Source organism: Citrobacter sp. Ca225 (genome assembly GCF_030337175.1).
Lineage (GTDB): Bacteria > Pseudomonadota > Gammaproteobacteria > Enterobacterales > Enterobacteriaceae > Citrobacter_A > Citrobacter_A amalonaticus.
This window is the reverse complement of record NZ_JAOWCD010000052.1, coordinates 173,890-200,700: the sequence shown is the minus strand read 5'-3', so window position 1 is coordinate 200,700 and position 26,811 is coordinate 173,890. Positions and strand designations below refer to the sequence as shown.

Annotated in this window: 24 protein-coding genes and 1 pseudogene; 13 read left to right on the top strand and 12 right to left on the bottom strand. The window is 54.9% G+C overall.

Going from position 1 to position 26,811, the window contains the following annotated elements:
• Window positions 1-1,694: autotransporter outer membrane beta-barrel domain-containing protein (locus OGW13_RS05230; protein ID WP_287115772.1), on the top strand; the 1,694-nt coding region annotated here is incomplete at its 5' end.
• Between the two features lie 125 nt (window positions 1,695-1,819).
• Window positions 1,820-2,713: a PhzF family isomerase gene (locus OGW13_RS05225; protein WP_061070107.1), complete on the top strand. Its 894-nt coding sequence runs from the start codon at window positions 1,820-1,822 to the stop codon at window positions 2,711-2,713.
• Between the two features lie 39 nt (window positions 2,714-2,752).
• Here the strand turns inward: OGW13_RS05225 and nhoA are convergent, their stop codons facing one another.
• Complete coding sequence (gene nhoA, locus OGW13_RS05220; protein WP_287115771.1) at window positions 2,753-3,598, bottom strand: N-hydroxyarylamine O-acetyltransferase; 846 nt, start codon at window positions 3,596-3,598, stop codon at window positions 2,753-2,755.
• Window positions 3,599-3,734: 136 nt separating this feature from the next.
• Here nhoA and OGW13_RS05215 point away from each other — a divergent pair, with 136 nt between their 5' ends.
• Window positions 3,735-4,304, top strand: a complete 570-nt coding sequence (locus tag OGW13_RS05215; RefSeq protein ID WP_043000670.1) for a flavin reductase family protein — start codon at window positions 3,735-3,737, stop codon at window positions 4,302-4,304.
• Here the strand turns inward: OGW13_RS05215 and OGW13_RS05210 are convergent, their stop codons facing one another.
• Window positions 4,305-5,060, bottom strand: a complete 756-nt coding sequence (locus OGW13_RS05210; RefSeq protein ID WP_109740245.1) for a DeoR/GlpR family DNA-binding transcription regulator — start codon at window positions 5,058-5,060, stop codon at window positions 4,305-4,307. It abuts the gene before it with no gap.
• A gap of 148 nt (window positions 5,061-5,208) precedes the next feature.
• Between OGW13_RS05210 and OGW13_RS05205 the strand changes: the two genes are divergently transcribed.
• Window positions 5,209-5,574, top strand: a complete 366-nt coding sequence (locus OGW13_RS05205) for a TIR domain-containing protein (protein ID WP_043000668.1) — start codon at window positions 5,209-5,211, stop codon at window positions 5,572-5,574.
• A 124-nt stretch (window positions 5,575-5,698) separates the two neighbouring features.
• Here the strand turns inward: OGW13_RS05205 and pptA are convergent, their stop codons facing one another.
• From pptA to OGW13_RS05190, 3 genes and pseudogenes are all read right to left on the bottom strand, one after another.
• Window positions 5,699-5,926: a tautomerase PptA gene (gene pptA, locus OGW13_RS05200; protein ID WP_054176189.1), complete on the bottom strand. Its 228-nt coding sequence runs from the start codon at window positions 5,924-5,926 to the stop codon at window positions 5,699-5,701.
• A gap of 64 nt (window positions 5,927-5,990) precedes the next feature.
• Window positions 5,991-6,293: pseudogene (locus OGW13_RS05195) on the bottom strand (substrate-binding domain-containing protein); the annotation flags it as partial.
• A 28-nt stretch (window positions 6,294-6,321) separates the two neighbouring features.
• Window positions 6,322-6,939 carry a glutathione S-transferase family protein gene (locus OGW13_RS05190; RefSeq protein WP_181628438.1) on the bottom strand — a complete coding sequence of 206 codons (618 nt, stop codon included), beginning with the start codon at window positions 6,937-6,939 and terminating at the stop codon, window positions 6,322-6,324.
• Between the two features lie 402 nt (window positions 6,940-7,341).
• On the opposite strand from OGW13_RS05190, the gene OGW13_RS05185 reads away from it, so the two are divergent.
• Window positions 7,342-8,883: a methyl-accepting chemotaxis protein gene (locus OGW13_RS05185; RefSeq protein ID WP_044267068.1), complete on the top strand. Its 1,542-nt coding sequence runs from the start codon at window positions 7,342-7,344 to the stop codon at window positions 8,881-8,883.
• A gap of 228 nt (window positions 8,884-9,111) precedes the next feature.
• Complete coding sequence (gene ansP / locus OGW13_RS05180) at window positions 9,112-10,554, top strand: L-asparagine permease (RefSeq protein WP_043000663.1); 1,443 nt, start codon at window positions 9,112-9,114, stop codon at window positions 10,552-10,554.
• Window positions 10,555-10,589: 35 nt separating this feature from the next.
• On the opposite strand, the gene yncE is transcribed toward ansP, so the two are convergent.
• On the bottom strand, window positions 10,590-11,651 hold the full coding sequence (yncE, locus tag OGW13_RS05175) for a 7-bladed beta-propeller protein YncE (RefSeq protein ID WP_104446459.1): 1,062 nt from the start codon (window positions 11,649-11,651) through the stop codon (window positions 10,590-10,592).
• A 263-nt stretch (window positions 11,652-11,914) separates the two neighbouring features.
• Here yncE and pqqU point away from each other — a divergent pair, with 263 nt between their 5' ends.
• Window positions 11,915-14,035: a TonB-dependent receptor PqqU gene (gene pqqU / locus OGW13_RS05170; RefSeq protein WP_104446460.1), complete on the top strand. Its 2,121-nt coding sequence runs from the start codon at window positions 11,915-11,917 to the stop codon at window positions 14,033-14,035.
• Between the two features lie 56 nt (window positions 14,036-14,091).
• Here the strand turns inward: pqqU and OGW13_RS05165 are convergent, their stop codons facing one another.
• The 3 genes from OGW13_RS05165 to OGW13_RS05155 form a co-directional block, all read right to left on the bottom strand.
• Window positions 14,092-14,757, bottom strand: coding sequence for a GntR family transcriptional regulator (locus OGW13_RS05165; protein WP_054176191.1), 666 nt, complete (start codon window positions 14,755-14,757; stop codon window positions 14,092-14,094).
• A 236-nt stretch (window positions 14,758-14,993) separates the two neighbouring features.
• Complete coding sequence (gene curA, locus OGW13_RS05160) at window positions 14,994-16,031, bottom strand: NADPH-dependent curcumin/dihydrocurcumin reductase (protein ID WP_044327435.1); 1,038 nt, start codon at window positions 16,029-16,031, stop codon at window positions 14,994-14,996.
• A gap of 57 nt (window positions 16,032-16,088) precedes the next feature.
• On the bottom strand, window positions 16,089-16,664 hold the full coding sequence (locus OGW13_RS05155; protein WP_044327434.1) for a helix-turn-helix domain-containing protein: 576 nt from the start codon (window positions 16,662-16,664) through the stop codon (window positions 16,089-16,091).
• 37 nt (window positions 16,665-16,701) lie between these two features.
• Between OGW13_RS05155 and OGW13_RS05150 the strand changes: the two genes are divergently transcribed.
• Window positions 16,702-17,220 carry a GNAT family N-acetyltransferase gene (locus tag OGW13_RS05150; protein ID WP_043000657.1) on the top strand — a complete coding sequence of 173 codons (519 nt, stop codon included), beginning with the start codon at window positions 16,702-16,704 and terminating at the stop codon, window positions 17,218-17,220.
• Complete coding sequence (locus tag OGW13_RS05145; RefSeq protein WP_054176192.1) at window positions 17,217-17,666, top strand: DMT family transporter; 450 nt, start codon at window positions 17,217-17,219, stop codon at window positions 17,664-17,666. Before OGW13_RS05150 ends, OGW13_RS05145 begins: the two co-directional genes overlap by 4 nt.
• 90 nt (window positions 17,667-17,756) lie before the next feature.
• On the opposite strand, the gene OGW13_RS05140 is transcribed toward OGW13_RS05145, so the two are convergent.
• Together OGW13_RS05140 and OGW13_RS05135 are read right to left on the bottom strand one after the other, a co-directional pair.
• Window positions 17,757-17,990: a YdcY family protein gene (locus OGW13_RS05140; protein ID WP_054176193.1), complete on the bottom strand. Its 234-nt coding sequence runs from the start codon at window positions 17,988-17,990 to the stop codon at window positions 17,757-17,759.
• A 9-nt stretch (window positions 17,991-17,999) separates the two neighbouring features.
• Window positions 18,000-19,598 carry an ABC transporter substrate-binding protein gene (locus tag OGW13_RS05135; RefSeq protein WP_044267075.1) on the bottom strand — a complete coding sequence of 533 codons (1,599 nt, stop codon included), beginning with the start codon at window positions 19,596-19,598 and terminating at the stop codon, window positions 18,000-18,002.
• A 259-nt stretch (window positions 19,599-19,857) separates the two neighbouring features.
• Between OGW13_RS05135 and OGW13_RS05130 the strand changes: the two genes are divergently transcribed.
• The 3 genes from OGW13_RS05130 to OGW13_RS05120 are packed head-to-tail and all read left to right on the top strand — an operon-like array spanning window position 19,858 to window position 26,292.
• Window positions 19,858-21,159, top strand: a complete 1,302-nt coding sequence (locus OGW13_RS05130; RefSeq protein ID WP_054176194.1) for an SrfA family protein — start codon at window positions 19,858-19,860, stop codon at window positions 21,157-21,159.
• 4 nt (window positions 21,160-21,163) lie between these two features.
• Window positions 21,164-24,145 (top strand): virulence factor SrfB, encoded by a 2,982-nt coding sequence (locus OGW13_RS05125; protein ID WP_054176195.1) that lies wholly within the window; start codon window positions 21,164-21,166, stop codon window positions 24,143-24,145.
• A complete protein-coding gene (locus OGW13_RS05120) occupies window positions 24,142-26,292 on the top strand; it encodes a virulence factor SrfC family protein (protein WP_054176196.1) in 2,151 nt (716 codons plus the stop codon). The genes OGW13_RS05125 and OGW13_RS05120 overlap by 4 nt, the downstream gene beginning before the upstream one ends.
• Window positions 26,293-26,326: 34 nt before the next feature.
• Here the strand turns inward: OGW13_RS05120 and ortT are convergent, their stop codons facing one another.
• Window positions 26,327-26,500, bottom strand: a complete 174-nt coding sequence (gene ortT, locus OGW13_RS05115; protein WP_042318948.1) for an orphan toxin OrtT — start codon at window positions 26,498-26,500, stop codon at window positions 26,327-26,329.
• A gap of 193 nt (window positions 26,501-26,693) precedes the next feature.
• Here ortT and yncL point away from each other — a divergent pair, with 193 nt between their 5' ends.
• Complete coding sequence (gene yncL / locus OGW13_RS05110; RefSeq protein ID WP_071887673.1) at window positions 26,694-26,789, top strand: stress response membrane protein YncL; 96 nt, start codon at window positions 26,694-26,696, stop codon at window positions 26,787-26,789.
• Window positions 26,790-26,811: the final 22 nt, after the last annotated feature.

The window sequence follows — 26,811 nt, the reverse complement described above, 5'->3', positions numbered from 1 at the left end:
TGGGGGTTAACTACAACGACCCGGATGCCACTGCCATTCTGGCGGAAAACGCCGACTCCCGCGTGACGATTAACCCGCAGAAAATCGACGTTGTCGGGACGATTGAAGCCCTGGATTCCGCCGTGGTTGATGTGAATGCGATTAACCAGTCGCGTTTCGTCGGCGGGATGGTCACCAGCGGCAATGCAGTGAATAACCTGTCGCTGGCCGACGGCTCGGCCTGGAACATGACCAAAAGTTCTCAGCTCACCAACCTGACGCTGAATGACTCCACGCTGACCTTTATGCCAGCCGCCACAAAGCGTCGTATGCTGACGCGTGATACCGCGAGCTTCAAAACCCTGACAGTGGACGGTGATTACACAGGCACTAACGGTAATCTCGTGATGAACACCCAACTGGGCGATGACAGCTCACCGACTGACCGGATGATCGTTGCGGGCAACACCTCCGGCACCACGAACGTTAAAGTACTGAACGCCGGGGGCGCGGGCGGTCTGACGACGTCGGGCATCGAACTGATTAGCGTTGGCGGCAATTCTGACGGTGTGTTTAAACAAAATGGCCGTATCGTGGCCGGTGCGTATGACTACACCCTGCATCGCGGTGAAGGCGAGAATAATAAAAACTGGTATCTGAGCAGCGCCCTGTCTCCGGTTACTCCGCTGGATCCTCTGAATCCTACCGATCCGCAGCCGCCAACTCCGACGCCGCGCGAACACGCGGTGCGTCCGGAAGCCGGTCTGTACGGCATGAACCTGCAGGCGGCGAACACGCTGTTCAATACCCGTTTGCAGGATCGTCTGGGCGAAACGCATTACGTGGACGCGCTGACCGGCAAAGAAGCCGTCACCAGTATGTGGCTGCGTAACGTGGGCGGTCATACCCGTCAGAAAGACAGCAGTAGTCAACTGGATATGCAGGCCAACCGTTATGTCATGCAACTGGGCGGCGACATTGCGCAGTGGTCTTCGGACAACACTGACCGCTACCATCTGGGTCTGATGGCCGGTTATGCGAACCAGAAAGCGCGTGCCGAAAACCAGCGTAACGGTAACCGGGCCGACAGCCGCATCAGTGGTTACAGCGTTGGTTTGTACGGCACCTGGCTGCAGGACAACGCGACGCACGAAGGCGCGTATGTCGATAGCTGGGCGCAGTACAGCTGGTTTGATAACACCGTTTCTGGTCGTGACGTCGAATCTGAAGAGTATGATTCTAAGGGCTTCACCGCCTCTGTTGAATCCGGCTACACCTGGAAACTGGCCGAACTCAGCGAGCGTAACGCGCTGTATATTCAGCCAAAAGCCCAGATCACCTGGATGGGCGTGAAGGCAGATGAGCACAAAGAAGTTAACGGTACCCGCGTTGAAGGTAACGGCGATGGCAACATCCAGACACGCGTCGGCGTCCGTCTGTTCGGCAAGGGCCACAACACACTGGACGACGGCAAAGACCATACCTTCCAGCCGTTTGTCGAAGCCAACTGGATCCACAACAGCAAAGACTTTGGCGTCGCAATGAACGGTGAAAATGTGAATCTGAAAGGCGCCCGCAATATTGGCGAACTGAAAGCCGGGGTTGAAGGCCAGTTGACGAAGAACGTCGCCCTGTGGGGCAACGTCGCACAGCAGGTTGGTAACAACGGCTACAGCGATACCTCTGCAATGGTGGGGATTAAAGCCTCCTTCTGATAATAAAACACCCGGCTCGTGTAAATGCCTGCCGGGTTTTATTCTTTCACACGCCGGATTGACAGATGCATCGCTATCCGGCCTTTTCCACGCTATGATGCTTCCCTCACTCAGGGAGAACGCTAATGAAACCACAGGTTTACCACGTTGATGCTTTCACCAGAACCCCCTTTCGCGGCAATTCCGCAGGTGTCGTCCTGAATGCTGATGGCCTCAGCGAAACACAGATGCAACTGATTGCCCGCGAACTACGCCACTCCGAAACCGCATTCCTGCTGCGAAGCGATGACAGCGATGTCCGCATTCGCTACTTTACGCCAACCGTAGAAGTGCCGATTTGCGGGCACGCCACCGTTGCGGCGCATTATGTCCGCGCAACGGTGCTGGGACTGGGCAACACCACAGTCTGGCAAACCTCGCTGGCGGGTCGACACCGGGTGGCGATCCGTCATGATGACGGTGATTACCGTATTTCGCTGGAACAAGGCACGCCAACCTTTGAAGCGCCGATTGAAGGTGACATCCGCGCGGCTATTCTTCGTGCGCTGCACCTGAATGAAAGCGATATGCTGCCGGGCTTGCCGATTCAGGTGGCGTCGACAGGCCATTCTAAAGTGATGATTCCGCTTAAGCCTGAAGTCGATATTGATGCCCTCGCGCCCGATCTTTCTGCGCTTTGTACCATCAGTCAGCAAATTGGCTGCAATGGCTTTTTCCCATTCCAGATCCGTCCGGGCAAAAATGAGACTGACGGGCGCATGTTCTCACCGGCAATTGGTATTGTTGAAGATCCGGTGACCGGCAATGCCAATGGCCCGATGGGTGCCTGGCTGGTGCATCACGGTTTACTGGAACACGACGGGAAATCGCTGCAGGTAAAAGGACATCAGGGACGGGCATTGGGTCGCGATGGCACCGTTGAAATTAACGTGACGATTCAGAATAACCAGCCGGAAAAAGTCACCATCACGGGTAACGCGGTGATTCTGTTTCACGCTGAATGGGCGATAGATTTTTAAAATTATGCCCGGTAAGCGCCTGCGCCTACCGGGTTTTCATTATTTTCCCGCTTCGGGATGCGTATCAAACGCCGCCATCACCCTGGCAAGCTCAGTTTCCGTAAAACCATGCTTCGTGTCTGTCACTCCCAGACCAAAACGTTCCTGTAGTAGCGCGTACAATGAGGCGACATCCGGTAAATTGCGCTGTTCTGCCACTCTGTCACCTTCGTAATGCGTGAAATGGAAGTTAGTGAGGGTCAATTTTCCCCCGTCCGGCAAATGACGGCACATCAGCAGATGATGACGAAAATGCGATTGCGGCCAGTGCGCAGACCAAAAGTTGCCCATCACATAATCACTTTGCTGCTGCACCACCCGATCAAAACGGTACATCGATTGCCAGCGATCGTGATGACAAAACTGCAGGATCCAGTCGTCCCCCTCCTGCTGCAAACGGTATTCTCCATGTGGCGTCTTCTGGATAATGTCCGCTTGCAGACGAATGGGGGCAGTAAGCGTCTGACCACCAAATCCCACATCGGCGATCCACGATTCGCCATCCAGTTCAACTAGCAGCAGACGGTGAGTTCGCGGTGGCGGGCTCGGCGGATTAGCCAGCACCACGCGTCCCAACAGGCTACGCACGGTAAACCCCAGTTCGCGCAGAACGCGCTCAAATACGCCATTTTGCTCAAAGCAATAGCCGCCGCGACGTGCGGTAATCAGTTTCTCTTCCAGCGACCTGTCATCAAGGTGCATTTCTCGCGGTAACAGCACGTCGAGATTTTCAAACGGGATAGTACAGTTATGCTGCAAATGTAGCGCCCGAAGCGTCTCAATATTGACTTCGGCACGCCCTGACCAGTTCAGACGAGCAAAATAAGCATTCAGGATAGGCGTCATCAGATTTCCTGTTGTGGGCCTTAAATCGTTATCCGAGTATAAACGATGTGCCAAAGAGTGAGGCGGGTGTTATTCGGCGCTTGGCGCAACGTCAGTTTTCAATAATACTGAGAAAAACCCTTTGCGAGACAATTCTATGAGTCGATTTCGTCCTGTCGAATTACGCCACGCCAGTCGTCTGCTCAATCATGGTCCCACGGTACTGATCACCAGTCGCGATGAGGTCAGCAACCGGCGCAATATCATGGCCGCCGCATGGTCGATGCCCGTTGAGTTTGATCCGCCTCGTCTCGCCATTGTGGTCGATAAAACGGCCTGGTCGCGGGAATTAATTGAGCGCAGCGGCCTGTTCGGTATTGTCATTCCCGGTGTTGCCGCCACTAACTGGACATACGCCGTTGGCAGCGTTTCCGGGCGCGATGAAGACAAATTCAACTGTTACGGCATTCCGGTGGTCAAAGGCCCCGTACTGGGACTGCCGGTCGTCGAAGAAAAATGTCTGGCATGGATGGAATGCCGCCTCCTCCCCGCCACCGCTGCGCAGGAGAAATACGATACCTTATTCGGTGAAGTGGTTTCTGCCGCCGCCGATGAACGGGTGTTTGTCGAAGGCCGCTGGCAGTTCGATGACGACAAACTCAACACCCTGCATCATCTTGGCGCCGGTACATTTGTCACCAGCGGAAAACGCGTGACGGCGGGCTAACTACGCCCTCACCACCGTGATCCCCTTCGCGTTCATCGCGCGGATCCAGCTTTCGTCGGTATTCTCTTCCACGACGACCGTATTAATCAGCGATACGTCGCCAATGGCAAAGGGAGACGCGGTGCTGATCTTCTCCGGTGACGCCAGGACGATAGTTTCTGCGGCTCTGGCGGAAAATGCACGTTTGATGCACGCTTCTTCGTAATCTCCCGTGGTTAACCCCGCTTCCGGGTGAACCCCCGTCACGCCCATGAAAAAAAGATCGGCCTGAATGTTACGCATTCCTTCAACCGTCGCCGCGCCTACCGTGACAATGGAGTGCTTATACACGCGACCACCGATGAGGATGATCTCGATAAGCGGATGATTGACCAGCCCTAATGCGATGCCCGGACTGTGGGTCACCACGGTAATGTTTAAATCATCCGGCAGACAGGCGATCAGTTCTGTTGTTGTCGTCCCACCATCAATGATTACCACCTGACCGGGGGAAATCAGCGTAGCCCCTTTTTGCGCCACGCGCTTTTTGGCGTCGGTTTTCAATGACTTTCGTTCAAGAAAAGGCGCCGTCGCACCAGACGATGGCAGCGCCCCGCCGTGTACACGCTGCAGAAATCCTTCCGCGGCAAGTTCACGTAAATCGCGGCGGATCGTGTCTTCGGAAACCGCGAACCGGTTACTGAGCGCCTTCGATAACACCTGACCTTCGGCGGCCAGCAGTTCAAGGATCAATTTCTTTCGCTGATCGGTAAGCATAGGGTTATTCCTGAACGTGCACGATTAACCTTGATTGTGCACGAATTTGCTGTTTATGATACGTACTCTACAAATACAACGGCCTTCAGGCAACTAAAACGTGCAGAAATGTGCATTTCTGCCTACGACAACAAAGAGTGAGGATATCATGACAGCACAACTCATTTTAATCGCCGGCCCTTATCGCAGCGGTACCGACGGAAACCAGGCACTGATCGACGCCAACCTTCATCGTCTCGAAGCCGCTGCACTGGAGGTATACCAACGCGGACACATTCCGCTGATTGGCGAATGGCTCGCGTTGCCGCTGGCAAAGGCGGCAGGTTCGATGTCGTTAGATGATGAGATCAGCGAAGCGATGCTCTACCCGGTCGCCCACCGACTCATTACCCGCTGTGACGCGATTTACCGGATTGCGGGAGCATCTAAAGGTGCCGACATGGATATCGAGGTCGCCCGCCAGCATGGACTGACAATTTATACCTCAGTCAATGACATTCCACAGAACGGATGAAAGGTAGACAACAGGTAAAAAGGAGCGAGCCGCCTGGAGAAAGGGATAAATTTGAGTTCTGGTTCAATGTCGTCACGCGATAACCCGATGCGGCCCGGTCACCCTTCGTGACCGGGCTTTTGTATTACATGCTGTAGCCTGGCTTTTTAATCAGTACGTCCATTTGCGGTCCAATCTCGCGCTCCCAGACGCCCTGCCACTGATCCTCCGAAACTTCAGTCAGCGCCACGCTCACTGAGCGCTCCTTGCTTTTCAGATGACGGATGATCACCTCAGTTATATCATTGGCCAGCGCCGCTTTTTGTTCATCATTCAGGTCGCGCGGAAAACATTTAATATCAACGTGTGGCATAGCAGGTTCCTTATTGTCAGTGTGACGTTAACGCTAGCACACTCGACAACATGCATGTGTCGGTTTATGCGGATTCACGCTCGATCAGGTGAAAACCGATATCGATAATGGCCTCTTCCACTGCCGCTTGTTCAATGCGATTCGCCAGCAGCGTGGCGGCGCGCTGACCAATGGCGCGGCGGTCGACGCTGTCGGTGGTGATCGACGGGCGATTGCTGGCGGCAAAATCGAGGTCGCCAAAACCGATGACGGCCAAATCCTGCGGAATACGTCATCCACGGCTTTCCGCTTCCATCATTGCCCCCTCCGCCAGGGTATCGGAACTGCAGACAATCACGTCAAATTCCCCTTCGCTGAAGAGTTTAGTGTGCGGTTACCCGCCACTCCCGTTGCTTTCAGAGGATCCCATTGTTTTTCAACACCTGACGTAACTCTGCCCGCTGACACACGGCGTCCGCTATTGCGCTGATATTCGGCGTATTATCCTGAAACCAGTCATGCCCCGGCCCCCAGGTGCGCATCACGCACAGATAACAGTCGAGCAGCGTTAACTGTTCGCCGAAGGCATACGGTTCCGCGCTGAGCCGATCGTTGAGCCAGAGATAGAGTGATTTACGGTATTCAATACAGTTCTTTTTCAACTGTGCGGGCACATCAGGCGCCCAGCGTTCCGGGTAGTCGGCATACGTAAATGTCGGATAGATATTGGCCACCAGCCAGATCAACAGACGCTGAAACTGCTGACGCTCGCTGCGTCCGATGGGCGGTGCCAGATCGGGGCGACGATCGAGGACCATCAGCGCGATGGCGGCTGTTTCAGTCATTACTTCACCATTTTCAAGCGTCAGCGTCGGTACCTGACACAGCGGATTGATTTTTTGCAACAGATCTCGCTGTGGCCCTTCACTGTCAAAGCCACTGACATCGACAAAACGATACGGAATATCCGCCAGGGTAAGCATTAATTCGCTGATCGCTGAACCCCACCCAGGCGCGCCATAAACCTTTATCATACTGCCTCCTGCAGGTTAAAACTCTAAGTGTAGAGTAACCTGCATTTCCGGCATGGCTTTCTCACTGTTCTTCCCGTCTGCCCCCTACGAAAATTAATAGGTCTGTAAAACTTATGATGTTAACCGTAATTGCACAGTCATATTGTCTTTTTGTCATTTTTTTATCGGTCAGGTTTTACTTAAGGGAGCACGCCAATCTTCACAGGTTACGCAGATGTATTTATTTTTCATTTTAATGACATCACAGTTTAATTAAGGCCTGTAAATTTCATTTTAAATACTTTCGCCATTCTTATGTTTAGTAGAGAATGCAGCATTCTAAATACATCAATCTTTATTATCCGTCAGCCCAGGCTGACGGACTTTTGTGTTTATTCCGCACAGCATCACCAGGAGTCTTTCATGAGAAGTAACATCCCCGTTACACAGAAAGAGTATTTACTTAACGAGAAAACGACGCTGTTATCGACAACGAATACGCAAAGCCATATTACCTATGCGAATTCAGCGTTTATCGACGCCAGCGGATTTGGCGAAAATCAACTGATGGGCGAGCCGCACAATATCATCCGTCACCCGGATATGCCGCCTGCTGCATTTGCCGATATGTGGTTTACCCTGCAACAGGGCGACAGCTGGACCGGCATGGTCAAGAACCGCCGTCATAACGGCGATCATTACTGGGTTCGCGCCAACGTCACCCCCGTCTGGCATAACGAACAATTAACCGGATACATCTCGGTACGCACCGTTCCCGCGCGACAGGAAATTGAGCAAAGCGAGCAGCTTTATCACAAGATAAATAATAACAATTTCAAGGGGCATCGTTTATTTAAGGGAATTATTATCCGTCGTGGCGTACTGGCTTGTTTGTCGGCATTTAAATGGTTGTCCATCCGTCAACGTGTCAATTATGCTATCGGTATCAGTCTGTTTCTCGCCTTGGGTATTATTTTCTTAGCCATTAATCCGCTTATTCAGGCAGGCGCATTTACCCTCTTATTTTTGCTGCTGGCTATTTACCTTAAGTATCAAATTTGTCATCCGGTTAAACAGATCCTGGCCCAGATGCAGAAAGTGGTCGCCGGGCGAAAGCCCGACAGCATTCATTTAAATCGTGTCGATGAACTGGGGATGATGATGCGTCTGGTTAATCAGGCCGGATTAAATCTGAATTCACTGGTGGATGATGTGAGTACGCAAATTGCCGGGATTCAGGAAATCAGCAAGCGCGTCAGTCAGGAAGGCACGGCGTTGCATAAGCGTTCCGAAGAGACCTCGGCCAATCTACAACAAACCGCGGCAGCCATTGAAGAGATTGGCAGCGCAGTACAGCAAACAGCGGATACCGCCGCACAAACCATGACGATGGCGGACAGAACCAGCGCTAACGCCAGCGAAGGGGGCGATTTTATGAAGCAGACGATCGGCATGATGCAGTCGATTTCCCGTGATAACGGGCAGATCGTCGACATCATTGGCGTGATCGACAGTATTGCTTTCCAGACCAATATCCTCGCGCTTAACGCAGCGGTCGAAGCCGCGCGTGCCGGTGAGTCCGGACGTGGGTTTGCGGTCGTTGCCGCTGAGGTGCGGAATCTGGCGCAACACTCCGCGTCAGCAGCCAAAGAGATTACCTCGCTGATTGAGAAGAACGTCGCCAACGTCAATGCCGGCGTGAGCATGGTTGAGCAGACGGAAACCCATCTGACCGGGATGATCGAGGACGTGTTCCAGATGTCGACCATGATCAGAGAAATTGGCCTTGCGACGCGTGAACAAACCCAGGCGCTGGAACTGATCAACGATTCGATCTCCCGCATCGGGACCATGACCGATAACAACGCCGCGATGGTGGAAAGCGTCAGGGATGCCGCCGGCAGTCTTTCCAGGCGCTCCTCACGCCTGCAACAGGCGGTGAGCGTCTTCGGCACCTCCGCCTAATCCCCCTCCCGCTCTGCCTGTTCAGAGCGGGATTCCACTTCAGTTTTGGTTGATTATTACGCAATCTGATCATTTTAAATGGACTATTTTGCACCGTTTATTATTTGCAGGTAGGATGCTCCGCCGGTGGTGTTATCCCTACCCAGAATGACGGGAAGCATCACCGGCGTCGCGCCGGGGAGTTGCGGCAAAAGGTTCGATTTATCAGACAGGTAAACAGGTAACGTAATGAATACACAAGAAACAACGGTGTCGGAGCAGCACGCGGCGAAACGACGCTGGTTGAATGCCCATGAAGAGGGGTATCACAAAGCGATGGGCAACCGTCAGGTCCAGATGATCGCCATCGGCGGCGCCATTGGGACCGGGTTATTTTTGGGCGCCGGTGCGCGCCTGCAAATGGCAGGCCCCGCGCTGGCGCTGGTCTATCTGGTCTGCGGGATCTTTTCATTCTTTATTTTGCGCGCATTGGGCGAACTGGTTTTACACCGCCCTTCCAGCGGCAGCTTCGTGTCGTATGCCCGTGAATTTCTCGGTGAGAAAGCCGCCTACGTCGCGGGATGGATGTACTTCATCAACTGGGCAATGACGGGTATCGTCGATATCACCGCCGTCGCGCTGTATATGCATTACTGGGGGGCGTTTGGTGATGTTCCGCAGTGGGTTTTCGCCCTTGGCGCGCTGGCGCTCGTCGGCACCATGAACATGATTGGCGTGAAGTGGTTTGCGGAGATGGAGTTCTGGTTTGCACTGGTCAAAGTGCTGGCCATTGTGCTCTTTCTGGTGGTCGGGACGATTTTCCTCGGCTCGGGTAAACCGCTGGACGGTAACGCCACCGGTTTTCATCTGATTACCGATAACGGCGGATTCTTCCCCCACGGCCTGCTGCCGGCGCTGGTGCTGGTACAAGGGGTGGTCTTTGCCTTTGCGTCTATCGAACTGGTGGGAACCGCCGCCGGTGAATGTAAAGATCCGCAGACGATGGTGCCTAAAGCCATCAACAGCGTGATCTGGCGTATCGGCCTGTTCTACGTCGGTTCTGTGGTACTGCTGGTGCTGCTGTTGCCATGGAACGCCTATCAGGCGGGACAAAGCCCGTTTGTGACTTTCTTCTCGAAGCTCGGCGTGCCTTACATTGGCAGCATTATGAACATCGTCGTGCTGACTGCCGCCCTCTCCAGCCTGAACTCCGGCCTCTATTGCACCGGGCGCATTTTGCGTTCGATGGCGATGGGCGGATCTGCGCCAAAATTCATGAGTAAGATGAGTCGTCAGCATGTGCCCTACGCGGGAATTCTGGCGACGCTGGCGGTGTACGTTGTTGGAGTTTTTCTCAACTATCTGGTGCCATCGCAGGTCTTCGAAATCGTGCTGAACTTTGCGTCACTGGGGATCATCGCTTCATGGGGCTTTATTGTGGTCTGCCAGCTGCGTCTGCGTCAGGCAATCAAAGAAGGAAAAGCCGCCGATGTCAGCTTCAAACTGCCTGGCGCGCCGTTTACCTCGTGGTTAACGCTGCTGTTCCTGTTGAGCGTGCTGGTCCTGATGGCCTTCGATTATCCGAACGGGACATGGACCATTGCTTCCCTGCCGCTGATTGCCATCCTGCTGGTCGCCGGTTGGTACGGCGTGCGTAAGCGAGTGGCGGAAATACACCGCAGCGCGCCATAAACAACAAGGCCTGCACACGGTGCAGGCCTTTAACTTTACAGGGCGATGCGAATCACATCATCCGGTTCAGTGGCTTCTTTCTCACGCGTAGATTTCTGCTTCACGCTTACGTACAGCGTTTTGCCATCGGCGGACAGCGCCAGGCTGTTCGGGAAGGTTGGCGTATCAAACGTTTTCACCACGTTGTAACTCTTCGCGTCAATCACGCTCACTTTACCCGCCTGACGGTGCGTGACGTACACTTCGTTACGCGTTGGGTTGAACAGAACGGCCAGCGACTCCGGCGCCGCGACTTTCGCCAGCACGTTGCCGTTGCGGGTATCGACAACCACCACTTCAGCCGCTTTTGAGTCGGTCACAAATGCGCGATGACCTGCTGTATCAAGGCTCAGGTTGATGAAGAAGTGCTCTTTGCCATCCTCCAACAGTTTTTTACGGCTGAGGATCTTGTTGGTGGCAGTATCGATAGTAATGAATTCGCCATCGGCATTGGTGGTGTACAGACGTTTCGCCTGGCTGTCGATCGCCAGGCCCGCGCCCATTTTACCGGTATTCTGGATCGTCTCTTTCAGCGCAATTTTTTCGCCATCCACCACCCAAATCACGCTCTCTTTACCGAGACCGCTGATATAGACCGTATTGGTCGCTTCATCGACAACCAGCTCACGCGGCTGCAGCGGACGTACCTCTTCTGAGCGCTTACGGGCGTCGAGAACCAGTCGCCCTTTCACTTCACTCGTTTTCGCATCAATGGCCGTCACCGCACTGTTGACCGTGTTGCCAAACCACAGCGTCTGGGTCGCATTATTGATGGTGGCACCAAACGGTTTGAGATCGTTGTGGATAACCTGCGTGACGTCCAGCGTCACCGGATCAAGACGATAGACGATACCGCCCTTGTCCAGTTTGCGGCTTTGCGAGGTCGCCAGCCACAGGGCGTTTTCCTGCTGGCTGAAGGCCATTTCGTAGGCGCCTTTGCCCACACCTTTACGCAGCAGGTCTTCTGCAGCCTGAGCGCTGAATGAAGAAGCAACCAGCAGTGAACCTAACAGCAATGAACCCCGCAGACGCAGCGAGAACAGATGACGAAAATGCATGACGACTCCCTTTGATAAATAGCTATTTTGCTGCTTCACATCGCTTCAACGAGCAACATCCTGGTATTGCTCTTGTTTATAGATGGGAATGGTAATCATTATTCATGTGAATGTGGAGCATTTATTCGCATTCTGGCTACAATCTTCTTAATTTCCTCATTAATTTTTAACGCATCGTGCCGTTAAAATTTTCAAATATTTACAAACCCATTAACATAGAACTTACATACCTCTGGGTACGTTCAATTTAACTGGCCTTTTTCATGAATATTATTTCCGCACGACATATCGCAGTACCCGCACTTTTTCTCCCGCTTGTGTTCTCATCGTCGGTTATGGCAGATGAGGCTGGCGATGACCAGACAATGATCGTCAGCGCTTCACCCCAGGCGATATCAGAACTGGATATCCCTGCAGCCGTCAGCGTCGTTGACGGTGAAGATATGCGTCTGGCCGCGCCGCGCATCAACCTGTCGGAATCACTGACCCGCGTGCCGGGACTTCAGGTGCAAAACCGGCAAAACTATGCGCAGGATTTGCAGATCTCGATGCGTGGGTTCGGCTCCCGATCCACCTATGGGATCCGCGGCATTCGTCTGTATGTGGACGGCATTCCGGCGACGATGCCGGACGGTCAGGGGCAGACATCGAACATTGATCTCAGCAGCGTACAGAACGTTGAAGTGCTGCGCGGTCCCTTCTCTGCGCTATACGGTAATGCTTCCGGCGGCGTGATGAATGTCACGACCCAAACCGGTCAACAGCCGCCGACGATAGAAGCGAGCAGCTATTACGGAAGTTTCGGGAGCTGGCGTTATGGGCTGAAAGCCACGGGCGCGATGGGTGATGGTACTCAGGTGGGTGACGTGGATTACACAGTCTCCACTACCCGTTTCACCACCCACGGCTATCGCGATCGCAGCGGCGCGCAAAAAAATCTGGCCAACGCAAAACTGGGCGTACGTATCGATGACGCCAGCAAGCTGAGTCTGATTTTCAATAGCGTCGATATTAAAGCCGACGATCCGGGTGGTCTGACTGAAGCGGAATGGCGGGCGGATCCCCAACAATCCCCCCGCGCTGAACAATACAACACGCGCAAAACCATCAAGCAGACCCAGGCCGGATTGCGTTATGAGCGCCAGCTCAGCGCGCAGGATGACATGAGCATCATGATGTACGCCGGAGAGCGCGAAACCACGCAGTATCAGTCGATACCTATGGCGCCACAGCGTCGCCCCTCTCATGCGGGCGGCGTGATCGCTTTGCAGCGCCATTACCAGGGTATCGACAGTCGCTGGACGCATCGCGGTGAACTGGGCGTCCCCGTAACCTTCACCACCGGTTTGAACTACGAAAACATGAGCGAAAACCGCAAAGGCTATAACAACTATCGACTGAATAATGGCGTACCGGAGTACGGTCAGAAAGGCGATCTGCGCCGCGATGAACGTAACCTGATGTGGAACGTGGATCCCTATCTGCAAACCCAGTGGCAACTGACCGACAAACTCTCGCTGGATGCTGGCGTGCGCTACAGTTCGGTGTGGTTCGATTCCAACGATCATTACGTCACGCCAGGCAATGGCGATGACAGCGGTGACGCCAGTTACCATCAGTGGTTACCTGCCGGTTCGCTGAAATACGCCTTAACCGACGCCTGGAACGTCTATCTCGCTGCGGGCCGGGGCTTCGAAACGCCGACCATCAACGAGCTTTCTTACCGTGCAGACGGGCAAAGCGGGATGAATTTTGGTCTCAAACCCTCAACCAACGATACGGTGGAAATCGGCAGCAAAACCCGGATCGGCGATGGATTGCTGACGGCGGCGCTTTTCCAGACCGATACCGACGATGAACTGGTGGTTGATTCCAGTAGCGGCGGACGCACGACCTATAAGAATGCCGGGAAGACGCGCCGCCAGGGTGCGGAGCTCGCCTGGGATCAACGCTTTGCCGGAAACTGGCGGTTCAACGCTTCCTGGACCTGGCTGGATGCCACTTATCGCAGTAACGTGTGTCGCGACCAGAACTGCAATGGCAACCGAATGCCCGGCATCGCGCGGAACATGGGGTTTGCTTCGCTGGGCTACGTGCCTGATGAAGGTTGGTACGCAGGAGCCGAAGCGCGCTATATGGGCGATATCATGGCTGACGATGAGAACACCGCCAAAGCCCCGTCTTATACTGTTGTCGGCCTGAATACCGGCTATAAATTCACCGTCAGCAGCCTGACGGTGGACGTGTTCGGTCGTGTCGATAATCTGTTCGACAAAGAGTATGTCGGCTCAGTTATCGTGAATGAATCGAATGGCCGTTACTACGAACCGGCGCCAGGACGAAACTACGGTGTAGGTGTCAATCTGGCCTGGCGTTTTGAGTAAAATCGATTATTCATAACGTACTAGCGGGGATATTCCCCGCTATATTTAAGCCAGGCTTAATGATGGTGCTGTTGTTTAATTATCGCTACATTTTTATTGATAAGGTCAATTAAACAATGACGGCTGGCGTCTTTATTTCCCGCCGCCATCGCATTCAGTAATTCCTGATAATGCCCGACGTTGTGTTGATAAGCGTCATGCTTCGCCCTGTCATAGAGAAAATGCAGACTCGGCCCCATGCGTACCCAAAGCTGTTCGATCATTTCGACCAGGGTGGGCATATTCGCAAACTGATAGATTTTGAAGCGCAGCGCCCGGTTTGCCAGCAGGCGATCCTCGACCGTACCGCTCTCGTGTGCCAGCTGATAGTCCGCCAGAAGCGCTTGCAGAATCTCCATCCGCTCCGCCGTCACCTGGCTCGTCGCCGTCATTACCGCCATGCCTTCAAGCTCGCAGCGGATGTGTATGATTTCGCTAAACCGCGTCATTGTAATATCCGGAACCATAAAGGCTTGTGCAGGCGCGATAGCCAATGCGTTTGCGGAGACCAGGCGTAATAGCGCTTCCCGAACCGGGGTGATACTGATCCCCAGCTCCTGCGCGATATTTTTAGTGATTAGCCTGGTGCCAGGACGTAATGCGCCAATGCTTAATTTGTCTTTTAGCCCTCTTTCAACTTGCGTGGTCAAACTTATATGTTGCGTTTTTTCCATACCAGGCATTCTTTTTCTTCACCTCATAACATAGCCAATCGCAATTAAGCTAAATCGCCTAATTGATATAAATATCGCCTGGTTTAAAAAATGTGAAACGTAATGAATAGCAATTTACCCGCGTTTTATTAACAACGCCGACAGATTATTCGTCGGTTACGCGGTGATATATACCCTAAATAATTAAAGCTGGAATTTAAAAATTTGCCCATTTTTTTATGGCGGCTCTCGCCGCCAGGTATGGTTTACGCGTCGTCGGCGAGGCGTATCACTACTTTACCAAAGTTTTTACCGGTCAACAGGCCGATAAAGGTTTGCGGCGCGTTCTCCAGTCCGTCGGTAACCTGCTCACGATAATGGATTTTCCCCTCTTTCACCCAGCGTCCCATCTCCTGCTGGAATTCGTGAAGACGATGTCCGTAATCCTGACCGATGATAAAGCCCTGCATACGGATCCGTTTTTTCAGCAGGGTCGCCATCAGCAGCGGCAGTCTGTCAGGCCCAGCCGGTAAGTTTGTCGCGTTATAACCGCTGACCAGACCACAAAGAGGAATTCGCGCCGAGGTGTTCAGTAACGGCAGCACGGCATCAAACACTTTCCCGCCCACGTTTTCGTAGTAGACATCAATGCCTTGCGGGCAGGCTTTCGCCAGTTGTTCAGCAAAATCGCTGGCATGATGGTCCAGACAGAGATCGAAGCCCAGCACCTCGGTAGCATGACGGCATTTTTCCGCTCCGCCAGCCACGCCCACCACGCGACAGCCCTTCAGTTTCCCAATTTGTCCAACCGTGGCGCCGACAGGCCCCGTGGCGGCCGCTACGACCAGTGTCTCGCCCGCTTTTGGCTGGCCGATGTCCAGTAATCCCATATAGGCGGTGAATCCAGGCATCCCCAGCACGCCGAGCGCCCACGACGGATTTTCAGGATTGTCTCCAAGCTTCACCAGTCCCGTGCCGTCGGAAATATCGTAATCCTGCCAGCCGCTGTAACTCAGCACCCATTCACCCGGTTTATAATCGGGGTGATTTGACGCCACCACACGACTGACGGTGCCGCCCACCATCACTCCGCCAATCTCCACCGGCGGCGAGTATGACGGCTCATCGCTCATGCGCCCACGCATATACGGATCGAGCGACAGATAAACAGTGCGCAGTAAAACCTGGCCTTCGCCAGGGGTGGCGACATCGTCCTCTTCCAGACGGAAATTCTCTGCCACCGGTGCGCCATGGGGTCGGGATGCTAATACCCAGCGACGGTTACGGTGTGTTTGTTGAGCCATGATGTTCTCCTCTGCTTTTAGCATGAATCCATCAATAGTAGCAGGCCGCGGCGGTCATTAACTCCCGGCCTGGTTTAAGCGCACAACGAGGTAAACACAGGGTTGCGTTGTCTCATTGATAAAACGACAGTCATTCGGCGGCCCCAGTTCCAGGCAGTCACCCGCCTTCATCTCGTGGCGCGTGTCACCTTCCATAAACACCAGTTCGCCCTGCTGCAGCCAGATCAGTTGCCGGGCCTGAACATACGATGAGGCAGGCATCGGGATATCGCTGCCCGCCGGCAATTCAATTTGCACCAGATCGATCGGCAAATCGCTGCGCGGCGACACATGGCGGCGCAGATAGTGGCTTTGCGGGTCGCGCCAGACGGGCTGATCGGCGAAACGGGACAGTTTGCCCTCCTGCATTTCAGCACGGGCAATCAGCGTGGACATACTGATGCCAAACGCCCCGGAGAGCCTGCCAAGCAGCGTCGCCGTTGGACTACTTTCACCGCGTTCAATTTTGTGGATCATCGCGCGCGACACACCCGCCCGTTCAGCCAGATCGGTTAGCGACCAGCTGCGGGATTCACGTTCAAGGCGAATTCTTGCGCTGATCCGTTGATTTATGCTGTCTTCAATAGTATTCATATCGTAATACTATAGTGTACAACCCCTGAGGTTCAACATGTCTATTCGATTCGCCAGCAAAGAGGACTGCGCCGCCATCGCAGAGATCTATAACCATGCGGTGCTGCACACGGCGGCCATCTGGAACGACCAGACGGTCGATACCGATAACCGCATCGCATGGTATGAGGCACGACAGGCGCTGGGTTATCCGGTACTGGTGAGCGTGGAAGGTGACGTTGTCACGGGATATGCCTCCTTTGGGGACTGGCGTAACTTTGATGGCTTCCGCCATACCGTCGAACATTCGGTTTATGTCCATCCGGATCATCAGGGAAAAGGGCTGGGACGCCAGTTACTGAGCCGGTTAATCGAGGAAGCTCGCCGCTGTGGTAAACATGTGATGGTTGCCGGTATCGAATCGCAAAACCACGCCTCATTGCATTTACATGAAACGCTCGGGTTTAACACCACAGCGCAGATGCCGCAGGTAGGCACCAAATTTGGTCGCTGGCTGGATCTGACCTTTATGCAGTTGCAGCTTGACGATCGCCACGAACCGGACGCGCACGGATGAACCAGTCGCTCACCCTCACCTTTCTGATCGCCGCTGGTATCGGCCTGGTGGTGCAAAACACTCTGATGGTGCGGATTACGCAGACCTCATCAACCATCCTGATCGCCATGTTGCTGAACTCGCTGGTCGGAATTGTGCTGTTTGTCAGCATTCTGTGGTTCAAACAGGGAATGGCGGGATTTGGTGAACTGGCCGCCAGCGTGTGCTGGTGGACGCTGATTCCGGGTCTGCTGGGCTCTTTTTTCGTTTTCGCCAGCATTAGCGGCTATCAGCATGTGGGGGCTGCGACCACGATTGCGGTGCTGGTCGCCAGCCAGCTCATTGGCGGTCTCGTACTGGATATTTTGCGCAGCCATGGCGTCCCGCTCAGAGCCTTGATCGGCCCGGTCTGCGGCGCTGTGATGCTGGTGGTCGGCGCCTGGCTGGTGGCGAGACGCCAGTTTTAATGCCTGAGGACGCTACGCTTATCAGACCTACACATTTCCATCGCCATAGGCCAAGTCAGCGCAGCGTCATCCGGCACTACAGAGACTCAATCAAAGGATCATGCCGCCTTTCGTGAGTTGTTCGCGACGCGCTTCCATATCCTCCTTATGCTGACGACCGTGATGCGCAATTGCGGTTCTTAGCCGCTGCTGCTGCGTGTAGCGATCGTCACGGCTTAACTGCGCATCATCGCTCAGGGCTATCAGCAGTTCATTCATATAGGTAATGACGCCCTCATCAATAGCGGCATCGACACGGGCGCTGACCTCATCCAGGTGCGACATAAAAACTCCTTAATTCAGTTTTGCTTTCGAAAAATCACTGCCCATCAGGCTGACGCTATAACCGGTCACATTGCTGCGCGTGGCGTAGAACGTTTTGCCATTTGCCAGCGCAATCCACGGCGCCTGCTGATAATAGATCTCTTGCGCCTGCTGGTAGAGTTTCACACGCTCTTCCGGCTTGCTGACCCGCTTCGCTTTCAGGACCAGTGAATCATACTCCTTATCACACCAGCGCGCGGCATTCGATCCGGTTTTGATGCTGTTGCAACCCAGCAACACATCGGCAAAGTTGTCCGGGTCACCGTTATCCGACATCCAGCCAAACAGCGCGCTGTCATGTTCGCCTTTACGCATCCCGGAAAGGTATTCGCCCCACTCGTAAGAGACAATCTTCGCCTTGACGCCCACTTTTGCCCAGTCGCTTTGAATCATCTCGGCAATGCGTCGCGAGTTGGGGTTATACGGTCGCTGCACCGGCATCGACCAGAGCGTCACCTCAAACCCTTTTTCCTGCCCGGCCTGCTTCAGCAGCTCTTTCGCTTTTTCCGGATCGTATGCGTAATCCTTCAGTTCCGGGTTAAAACCCATCATATTCGGCGGGATCGGGGATTTTGCCACTTTCGCCGAATCGAGGAAAACGGCCTTCACAATCGCCTGTTTATCGGTGGCGTAGTTCAGCGCCTGACGCACCAGCACGTTATCAAACGGCTTTTTCTCGGTGTTGAAGGCCAGATAACCGACGTTGAGCGCCTCAACGGCATGCAGCGTCAGGTCTTTATTCTTTTTGATTTCGTCGAACTGTACTGGCGATGGCGCCGGGATAATCTGACATTCGTTGGTTTGCAGTTTCGCCATTCGCGTCTGCACGTTTGGCGTGATGGAGAAGATCAGATGCTTTGTCGGCACCTCGCCGTCCCAGTAATTCGGATTTGCCAGATAGCGAATTTGCGAATCCTGCTTGTACTGCTGGAGCACGTACGGCCCGGTACCAATCGGCCAGTTATCGACGTTTTCCGGTGTCCCTTTTTTCAGCATCGCGTCGGCGTATTCCGCCGAGAGGATCGAGGCAAAATCCATGCCCCAGTCGGCAAGAAACGCCGCATTTGGCTCGCTCAGCACAAACTGTACATGGTAATCATCGACCTTTTTCACCTCTTTAATCAGCTTATCGAAACCGACGTCGTTGAAATACTCATAGCTGCCCTGCGACACATTGTGGTACGGATGCGTGGCCTCTTTCTGGCGTAATACTGAGAAAATGACGTCATCGGCGTTGAAGTCGCGGGTCGGCTTGAAGAACTTGTTGCTGTTGAACTTCACGCCCTGACGCAGCGTAAAGGTGTAGGTTTTGCCATCCTCAGAAATGGTCCAGTCCGTGGCCAGCGACGGTACCGGCGTGTTTTTTACCGGGTCAAAATTGATCAGCCGGTTGTAGAGCACCTGCGAACTGGCGACAAACGACGGGCCAGAGCTGGCAATTTGCGGATTAAAGGATTCTGGCGAGGCTTCCGAGCAATAAACAATCGTGTCGTTATTTGCCGCAAACGCGGCTCCGGTCGGTAGCACCGCACTGAGCGCCAGTGCGAGCAGCGTTTTCCCTGTGGACATGATATGAACCTTCATCGTTATTATTGAGGGGGTTATAGGAGCATAGATTAAGAAAACTGAAAAATAACAAATCCGTCTCAGGTTATGCGAATCCGCGCATTTTTGTTGGATCTTTCGCCACAGAATTTCCGTTAAGGCTTTTCGAAAACGTCAACGCCTCTATGCCCAGAAAATTCACCCCTTTTTGCCTCTCTTCCACCGTTTGCCTGAGCCACGAATCCGTAAAGTAGATGCGTGAAAAAGTCTTAGGGACCTTATCGTGGCAAAAACACTCTTGCGCAGCGGCAATCTGGATGATTATCAGGCCGTCGGCGGTGGCGGCCAGGCCGTCTTTGATTCAGCACTACAAATTCGTGAAACGCTCCGTCTGCGTAAACAGCAGGCGATGGTAGATTGTCTCGCCATTCCACAAGTCAACGACAGCGGCGATCGGGTTGACTGGTATTCCCCCCTTGAAGGCGTAGCCGTCGCGTGGAAAGCCGCCGATGAAGAGGCTCGCCTTCGCGCCCTGCGCTACCTTTCCGCGACGCTGGAAAGCGCTGCATCGCTGAGCCGCAAAAGCCTGCAGTCCGGGAAGACGTCACTGCAACTGTTTGGTTCGCTGCTGGAAAAGGCCGTCCAGTTTCCTGGTGAGAATCACGTTTTTCTGGTAGATGGCAAGCCGGTCATCACCTTTTGGGGATTTATCAATCTCAATGAGAACATCCGTGAGGAGGTACTGGAATGCCTGCGTACCCAGGAAGAACCCGAACCGGAAATTCACATTGAACCAGAACCTGTCGAAGAGCCCGCGCCGGAAGTGACATTTGCCCAGGCGGATGAACCGCTGCTCTCTACGCCGATCGTGCCGGTCAGCGAGCCTGACCTCGTGATTGCACCGCAGCCGGTTCCCGCGCTCGCGGAAGAAAAGGTGATGCCTGTTGCGGTTAAACCGTCACGTCGCCTACCGCTCTGGAGTCTGCCCGTCGCCGCAGTGATCGTTGCCGCCATTGCCGCCCCGCTGCTGTGGAAAGCGCAGGCCCCCGCCATTGCGACGGAAATGGTCAATGCGCCGCAACCGGAAATAGCGCCGCTGCCAACGCTCACCGTCGCGCTACCGCTGCACCAGGCAGAGGTCATTGCACCAGTGAAAAAAGAGAAACCTGCCGATGAGCCGGTGGTGATTGCCGCGATCCCGAAAGACGCGCTGGTGATGGATGCGAATCAGATGAAGGCTGGTACTACGCGCTTTCTCAACGGTAACTGGCGCGTCATGGTGGACGTGAAAGATCCCGTCACCGGTAAAGCGCCGTCTCTGCGTTACCAGATCCAGAACAATAAAGGCACGGCGCGCGTGGTTCACGGCGATAACATCGTCTGCCGCGCGGACCTCTTCTCAGGGCTGCATCAGAGCGGGGAATTAATGATTAAGAGTCGCGGCAATGCGCGCTGCACCGACGGTTCACGCTATCCAATGCCGGAAATCACCTGCAAAGCCGGGACTCATGATGTCGCCGTTTGTACCGCCCGCTTCGATGCGAAAGCCGCGATCCCGTTGACGTTCAAGAAGACAGGGGCCTGATTTTATGCTGGTGAATTTGTGTGATTACAAACAGAGCGTCACGCTCATCGCAAACAGCGGCGTGCAGTTTCTCGATTTCGGGCTGACGCCGCAGGAATCCGCGCATCATGGTCGCTTCGTGCGTAAAACGGCCAACGGTCCCCTGCTGCGTCTGGATTACGACCTGGCGAATGGTCGCTATACCCTGCCTGCGCGACCGGGCTCGCAGCCGGAAGTGGTAAAACCGGAAAGTACGCAAACGCTGCATTATTCCCTGGAGGTTCTCGACGGCATCTGGCTGCCGCTGCCGTTCCTGCGTTTTAATCCGCCGCGCACCTTCGTTGAAGGGCCAGACAACTGGGCGCGCGTTCAGGTACGTAAGCTTGCCGAACCCGACAGCGCGGGCAACACCCATCGTGTGACGCTCGCGCTCGATAGCCAGTTGAGCGAGAATGCCCCCGCCTCGCTTGCGCCCGGCGAAAACGATCTGCTGAACGGCACCCGTTTTGCCCTCGCCTGGCGCGATGATGAGATCGCCGATTTTCTCGATCAGACCTGGATTGACGGCTGGCTACGCGAGGCGTTCCTCAACCACGTCAGCCAGCAGGAAAACCGGACTGAGCAGGCCATCAGCCTGGCGCTGCGTAACTTTGAGTATCAGGCGCACTGGCTGAACCTGCTGACGCTGCTGGGTGAACAGCTCGCCGTACCGGAAGTCAAACTGGTGACCCACACCCTCAGTACCCCGGCGATCCCGGTTGATTTGATTCTGGATGTCGGTAACACCCATACCTGCGGCGTCTTGATTGAAGATCACGGCGACGCCAATGACGGGCTGCGCCAGACGGCGGAACTGCAGGTCCGTTCGCTCAGCGAACCGCAGTATCTCAACGATCCGCTGTTCACCAGTCGTCTTGAATTTTCAGAAGCCCGCTTTGGTAAACAGCATTTCTCGGTCGAAAGCGGCCGTGAGGATGCGTTCATCTGGCCGTCGATTGTGCGGGTCGGTGACGAAGCGCGCAAGCTGGCGATGCAGCGTACGGGGACGGACGGTAACAGCGGCATTTCCAGTCCGCGCCGCTATCTGTGGGATGAAACGCCGGTACTGCATGACTGGCGCTTCAGCCAGATGAACAGCAAAACCCAGCGCGAACCGCTTGCCACCGCCTTTCCGCTGATGAACCTGATGAACGACGATGGACAGCCGCTCTACTCGCTGCCGCAGGATGACCGTCTGCCGGTGTTTTCGCCTCAGTACAGCCGCAGTACGCTGATGACCCACATGCTGTGTGAGATCCTCGCCCAGGCGCTGGGACAAATTAACAGTGTCGCAACCCGACTGCGTCTGGGTTTCCCGGCGTCCCCACGTCAGTTACGCTCATTGATCCTCACACTCCCTTCGGCGATGCCGAAACAGGAGCGTGAGATCTTCCGTCTGCGCATGTTTGAAGCGATAGCGATTGTCTGGAAAGCGATGGGCTGGCACCCGCAGGATGAAGATTTCAGCACCCGCAAGCAGCAGGAAAAAAGCGTGGTTCCGGTGCCAGAAATTCAGATGGAGTGGGACGAGGCCAGCTGTGGTCAACTGGTCTGGCTGTATAACGAAGCCATTTCCCATTACGCCGGACGCAGCGAAGCATTCTTCAACACCCTTGCCCGCCCGGATCGCCTGCCTGAACCTGGCGAAACGAAAGGCCGGGCGCTGCGCGTGGCCTCGATTGATATCGGCGGCGGCACCACCGATATGGCGATTGTTCACTATCAACTGGACGACGGCGTCGGCGCCAATGTGAAAATCACGCCGCATCTGCTGTTTCGCGAAGGTTTTAAGGTCGCGGGCGACGACATGCTGCTGGATGTGATCCAGAAATGCATTTTACCGGCCTTGCAAACCCGGCTGCAGCAGGCGGGAGTGACGGATGCCGCTGCCCTGCTCGCCACGCTGTTTGGCGATTCCGGACGCATCGACACCCAGGCCGTTTTGCGACAACAAACGGCGCTTCAGCTCTTTATGCCGCTCGGTCACGCGGTCCTTTCTGCGTGGGAGAAGAGCGACATTAACGATCCGCTGGCTGGACTGCACGCTACCTTTGGCGATCTGCTGAACCATCGTCCGACCCGCAACGTGCTCAATTACATTCAGCAGGCGATTGATCACGCGCTGCCGTCGGGCTCGCCAACGTTTGATCTCTTCAGCGTCCCGTTACAGGTGCAGTTCAGCCAGTTACAGGAGGCGATGCTGGCAGGTCAGTTTACCCTGACGTCCCCACTGCATGCGGTCTGCGAAGCCATTTCACATTACTGTTGTGATGTTCTGCTGGTCACCGGCAGACCGACCTGTATCCCGGCGGTTCAGGCGCTGATCCGCCATCTGCAGCCGGTTCCGGTCAACCGCATGGTGTGGATGGATAACTACCGCGTCCATGAATGGTATCCGTTCAGCCAACAGGGACGCATCGGCAATCCGAAATCCACCGCCGCAGTCGGCGCGATGCTGTGCAGCCTGGCGCTGGATCTGCGCCTGCCGCGCTTTAACTTTAAAGCCGCTGATATTGGCGCCTACTCGACCGTGCGTTACCTCGGCGTCCTCGACAATACGTTGAATACGTTGCGTGAGGAAAACGTCTGGTATCAGGATATCGATCTTGATAAACCCGGCGCGAAGCTCGACACCCGCGTGCACTTCCCGCTCCGCGGTAACGTTACGCTCGGTTTTCGTCAACTGGCGAACAGTCGTTGGCCCGCGACGCCGCTGTATACGCTGAGCATTAACGCCGCCGATCTGGCAAAGAATATTGCCGGTGACGGCGTGTTAAACGTGCGTTTGCAACTGCGCGGCGGCAACAAAGATACCTGCCCCGAGTCGTTTGTGCTGAGCGATGCGTGGTTACAGGACGGCACGCCGGTGGCGGCGAATGCCCTGACTTTAAAACTGAATACCCTGGCTGACCGCCGACACAGCGGCAGCCATTACTGGATTGACAGCGGGAGCGTGTACCTGAAATGAGCAAGATGTTGAATACCACTCAGGCCGCGATCGCGTGGGTTAACCGTACCCGACAGCATGCCGTCACGCTGGATGACGAAGCGGATGCGCTACTGGCCCAACTCAACCGCGCAGCCGCCACCGAATCCGCGCTCAATGCCGCCCGACACGATCGCGCCAGCATTGGACTTTACGGCTACTCGCAGGCGGCAAAAGCACATCTCCTTGCCGCGCTGTGCAGCAGCGGCAACGGTAAGGTCAATGTCATGACCCCGGACCGCAGCTTTGACTATTTCAGTCATCTCAACCCCGGACACGCGCCAACTAATATGGCGCTGCGCTTTACACGGCAAAAAAATCTGCCGGATGACGAGTGGCCGTTACGCTTGCGGCTGGTTACGGAAGCAGAACTGGTGCAGATCTTCATCACCCAGGCCTGCGCGCAGCCAGCGTACCGGCAGGTGGAAAAAGCGATTATCGAATCGCGTATTGAAAAGTGGCAGTCGCTGCGTCAGTTGCACCCGGTTCAGGGCGTGACGGCGCAGGAAGTCGCGACCATTGCCCGCTTCTGGCAGCGCTGTATCCCCGCCTCACAACAGCAGATTGATGACGCGCTGTGGCACCAGTTTGCCCTGCTGCTGCCGACGGTCGATCTCTCAACCCGTGCCAGCGCCTGGTCGTTGCTGTGGGGTGAACAGCCAGAACTGACGCAGCAGTGGCTGCAACTGGCGCAGGTCCTCCAGCAGACGGGTCATGCCGGCGAAGTCGCCGCGCCGCTGAGCCTGTTGGTCGATCAGTTTGGCTTACCGTCTGAAAATTTTATCACCCAGGAATTTCTGGCCTCGCAGGAGGCGCAAAGCGATGTAGTTGTCCATCCGATCGTGGATGAGAAATTACTTAATGCCGTCAGCCTGGCTCAGGCATCGCTGGCTCTGCTGACCCGCGAGATGGTACTGAGCGTCGAAGAGTGCGTACTCGATAACGTCGATCTGCTGGATATTCCGCTTGCGCCGCTCAGTCACCCGCAGCCGCTCTGGCAGGCCAAACTCGGCTGGTTGTTGGAGCATTACCGCCAGCAGTTACAGCCCGATGTGCTGGTCGTCTGTAACGCCACCGCCACCCGCACACAAACGCCGTCTACGGCCAGAACACTGCTCAACTGGGTGCACGATACACAGTCGACGCGCGAGACCGCGTTACCCGGCGTGGTATGGGCCATTACGCCGCAAGATGCGCGCTTTACAACACAACAGAATCTGGACGAAGCGGTGCAGCATCTGATGGGAAAACCAGGCCAACACTGGGGCACCCTGCAGGCGCTGGACAAACACAGTCTGCTACGCCTGATCGAGTGGCTGTCGCAAGCCACTTCAGCCCCGCAGCGTCAGGCACGCCTGGAGGCGCTGAGCGAACAGCATCAGCAGCGCGTTCGTGAACTGATGTTTGCGCAACCTGCTGAAGCGTTCAGTGCGGAAGCGGTGGTTCGCCAGCTACAGCAACAGGCGGCACATCACGGCGATCTGCTTGATGGTTTGTTACCAGCGGTTCAACAGTTTGAAACCCTGCTCCGCATTCAGCAACCGCGTGAAGAACAGGTCAGCGGTTTATTCAATGAGACCATTGACCTTTTCGCCGAAGTCCGTGATACGCCGCAGCCGTCAGAGAACAAGGAGACGGGCTATCAGGCGCACCGCCTGTGGCTCAACCATATTCGCCAGTGGAGTCGCGATGACAGTCAGGCGCAGCGTTTAGGGTTGACGCCCGCTGCGCTGCGTCAGGTCGTCGACATCCTGGCGATCGCCAGCTATCGCCTGCAACTGCCGCAGCAACTGCAACAAATATTGCAGCGTGAAGAGGTTTGCGGCGCTCAGTTGCACGCCTGCATCGCCAACTTTATTGCCTGGCTCGGCTATGCCGAAGTGGCAGAAACAGAGCGACCCGCCAGCCGAATCGCTAAAGGAACGGCAATTTTCAGCGCGGTCAAACGCCAGCCGATGGCGCGTCTGACGCATCTGGAAGAACAGCCGGTGCACGCCGCCAGCCGCTATGTTTATGACTGGCTGGTTGCGCTGTATACCCGGGCAACGGAAAACAAGGGATATCAACATCCGCAGGAAGTGACTGAAGCCGACCGAAAGGCGCTAAACGCGCTGCTGGCAACGCTTTGAGCGTTCCGCCGGAATGGATGCCGGCGATGTCTGCTCAAAACAATGAAAACAACAGTGCCACCGGGAAACTCATGGGCCAGGTGGCCCCGACCAGAAAGGCGCTCAGAAAGCGGATGCGTTTTTTATCGTGCGAGAGAAACCAGGTGATCAGAAAGGCAATCGCGGCCATCACCGCATAGAACATCAACATTTTTTGGTACAAAGACATTTACGGGCATCCGGCCAAAAGAATAAATCGCGCGCAATATGCTCCATTTTTTGACATACATCAAGTTTTATCCCCTTCGGTCAAACCATTTGCCATTTTTTATGACCGCTTACGTTAAGTCCCTGGTTCGTACTATTGCGGATCACAGGATGCCGGACTATACACAAAGGGGCACTAACGCAAGGTGGCAAATATGAATGTTTCCAGTAGAACCGTAGTGTTAATAAATCTCTTTGCTGCTGTGGGTCTTTTTGCTCTTATCTCATTGAGATTTGGCTGGTTTATGTAATTTTTGAGAGCTTGCGGCGCAG

Coding starts and splice junctions, on each gene's coding strand:
- OGW13_RS05225 (WP_061070107.1), top strand. CDS start 1,820: ATGAAACCACAGGTTTACCACGTTGATGCTTTCACCAGAACCCCCTTT.
- nhoA (WP_287115771.1), bottom strand. CDS start 3,598: ATGACGCCTATCCTGAATGCTTATTTTGCTCGTCTGAACTGGTCAGGG.
- OGW13_RS05215 (WP_043000670.1), top strand. CDS start 3,735: ATGAGTCGATTTCGTCCTGTCGAATTACGCCACGCCAGTCGTCTGCTC.
- OGW13_RS05210 (WP_109740245.1), bottom strand. CDS start 5,060: ATGCTTACCGATCAGCGAAAGAAATTGATCCTTGAACTGCTGGCCGCC.
- OGW13_RS05205 (WP_043000668.1), top strand. CDS start 5,209: ATGACAGCACAACTCATTTTAATCGCCGGCCCTTATCGCAGCGGTACC.
- pptA (WP_054176189.1), bottom strand. CDS start 5,926: ATGCCACACGTTGATATTAAATGTTTTCCGCGCGACCTGAATGATGAA.
- OGW13_RS05190 (WP_181628438.1), bottom strand. CDS start 6,939: ATGATAAAGGTTTATGGCGCGCCTGGGTGGGGTTCAGCGATCAGCGAA.
- OGW13_RS05185 (WP_044267068.1), top strand. CDS start 7,342: ATGAGAAGTAACATCCCCGTTACACAGAAAGAGTATTTACTTAACGAG.
- ansP (WP_043000663.1), top strand. CDS start 9,112: ATGAATACACAAGAAACAACGGTGTCGGAGCAGCACGCGGCGAAACGA.
- yncE (WP_104446459.1), bottom strand. CDS start 11,651: ATGCATTTTCGTCATCTGTTCTCGCTGCGTCTGCGGGGTTCATTGCTG.
- pqqU (WP_104446460.1), top strand. CDS start 11,915: ATGAATATTATTTCCGCACGACATATCGCAGTACCCGCACTTTTTCTC.
- OGW13_RS05165 (WP_054176191.1), bottom strand. CDS start 14,757: ATGCCTGGTATGGAAAAAACGCAACATATAAGTTTGACCACGCAAGTT.
- curA (WP_044327435.1), bottom strand. CDS start 16,031: ATGGCTCAACAAACACACCGTAACCGTCGCTGGGTATTAGCATCCCGA.
- OGW13_RS05155 (WP_044327434.1), bottom strand. CDS start 16,664: ATGAATACTATTGAAGACAGCATAAATCAACGGATCAGCGCAAGAATT.
- OGW13_RS05150 (WP_043000657.1), top strand. CDS start 16,702: ATGTCTATTCGATTCGCCAGCAAAGAGGACTGCGCCGCCATCGCAGAG.
- OGW13_RS05145 (WP_054176192.1), top strand. CDS start 17,217: ATGAACCAGTCGCTCACCCTCACCTTTCTGATCGCCGCTGGTATCGGC.
- OGW13_RS05140 (WP_054176193.1), bottom strand. CDS start 17,990: ATGTCGCACCTGGATGAGGTCAGCGCCCGTGTCGATGCCGCTATTGAT.
- OGW13_RS05135 (WP_044267075.1), bottom strand. CDS start 19,598: ATGTCCACAGGGAAAACGCTGCTCGCACTGGCGCTCAGTGCGGTGCTA.
- OGW13_RS05125 (WP_054176195.1), top strand. CDS start 21,164: ATGCTGGTGAATTTGTGTGATTACAAACAGAGCGTCACGCTCATCGCA.
- OGW13_RS05120 (WP_054176196.1), top strand. CDS start 24,142: ATGAGCAAGATGTTGAATACCACTCAGGCCGCGATCGCGTGGGTTAAC.
- ortT (WP_042318948.1), bottom strand. CDS start 26,500: ATGTCTTTGTACCAAAAAATGTTGATGTTCTATGCGGTGATGGCCGCG.
- yncL (WP_071887673.1), top strand. CDS start 26,694: ATGAATGTTTCCAGTAGAACCGTAGTGTTAATAAATCTCTTTGCTGCT.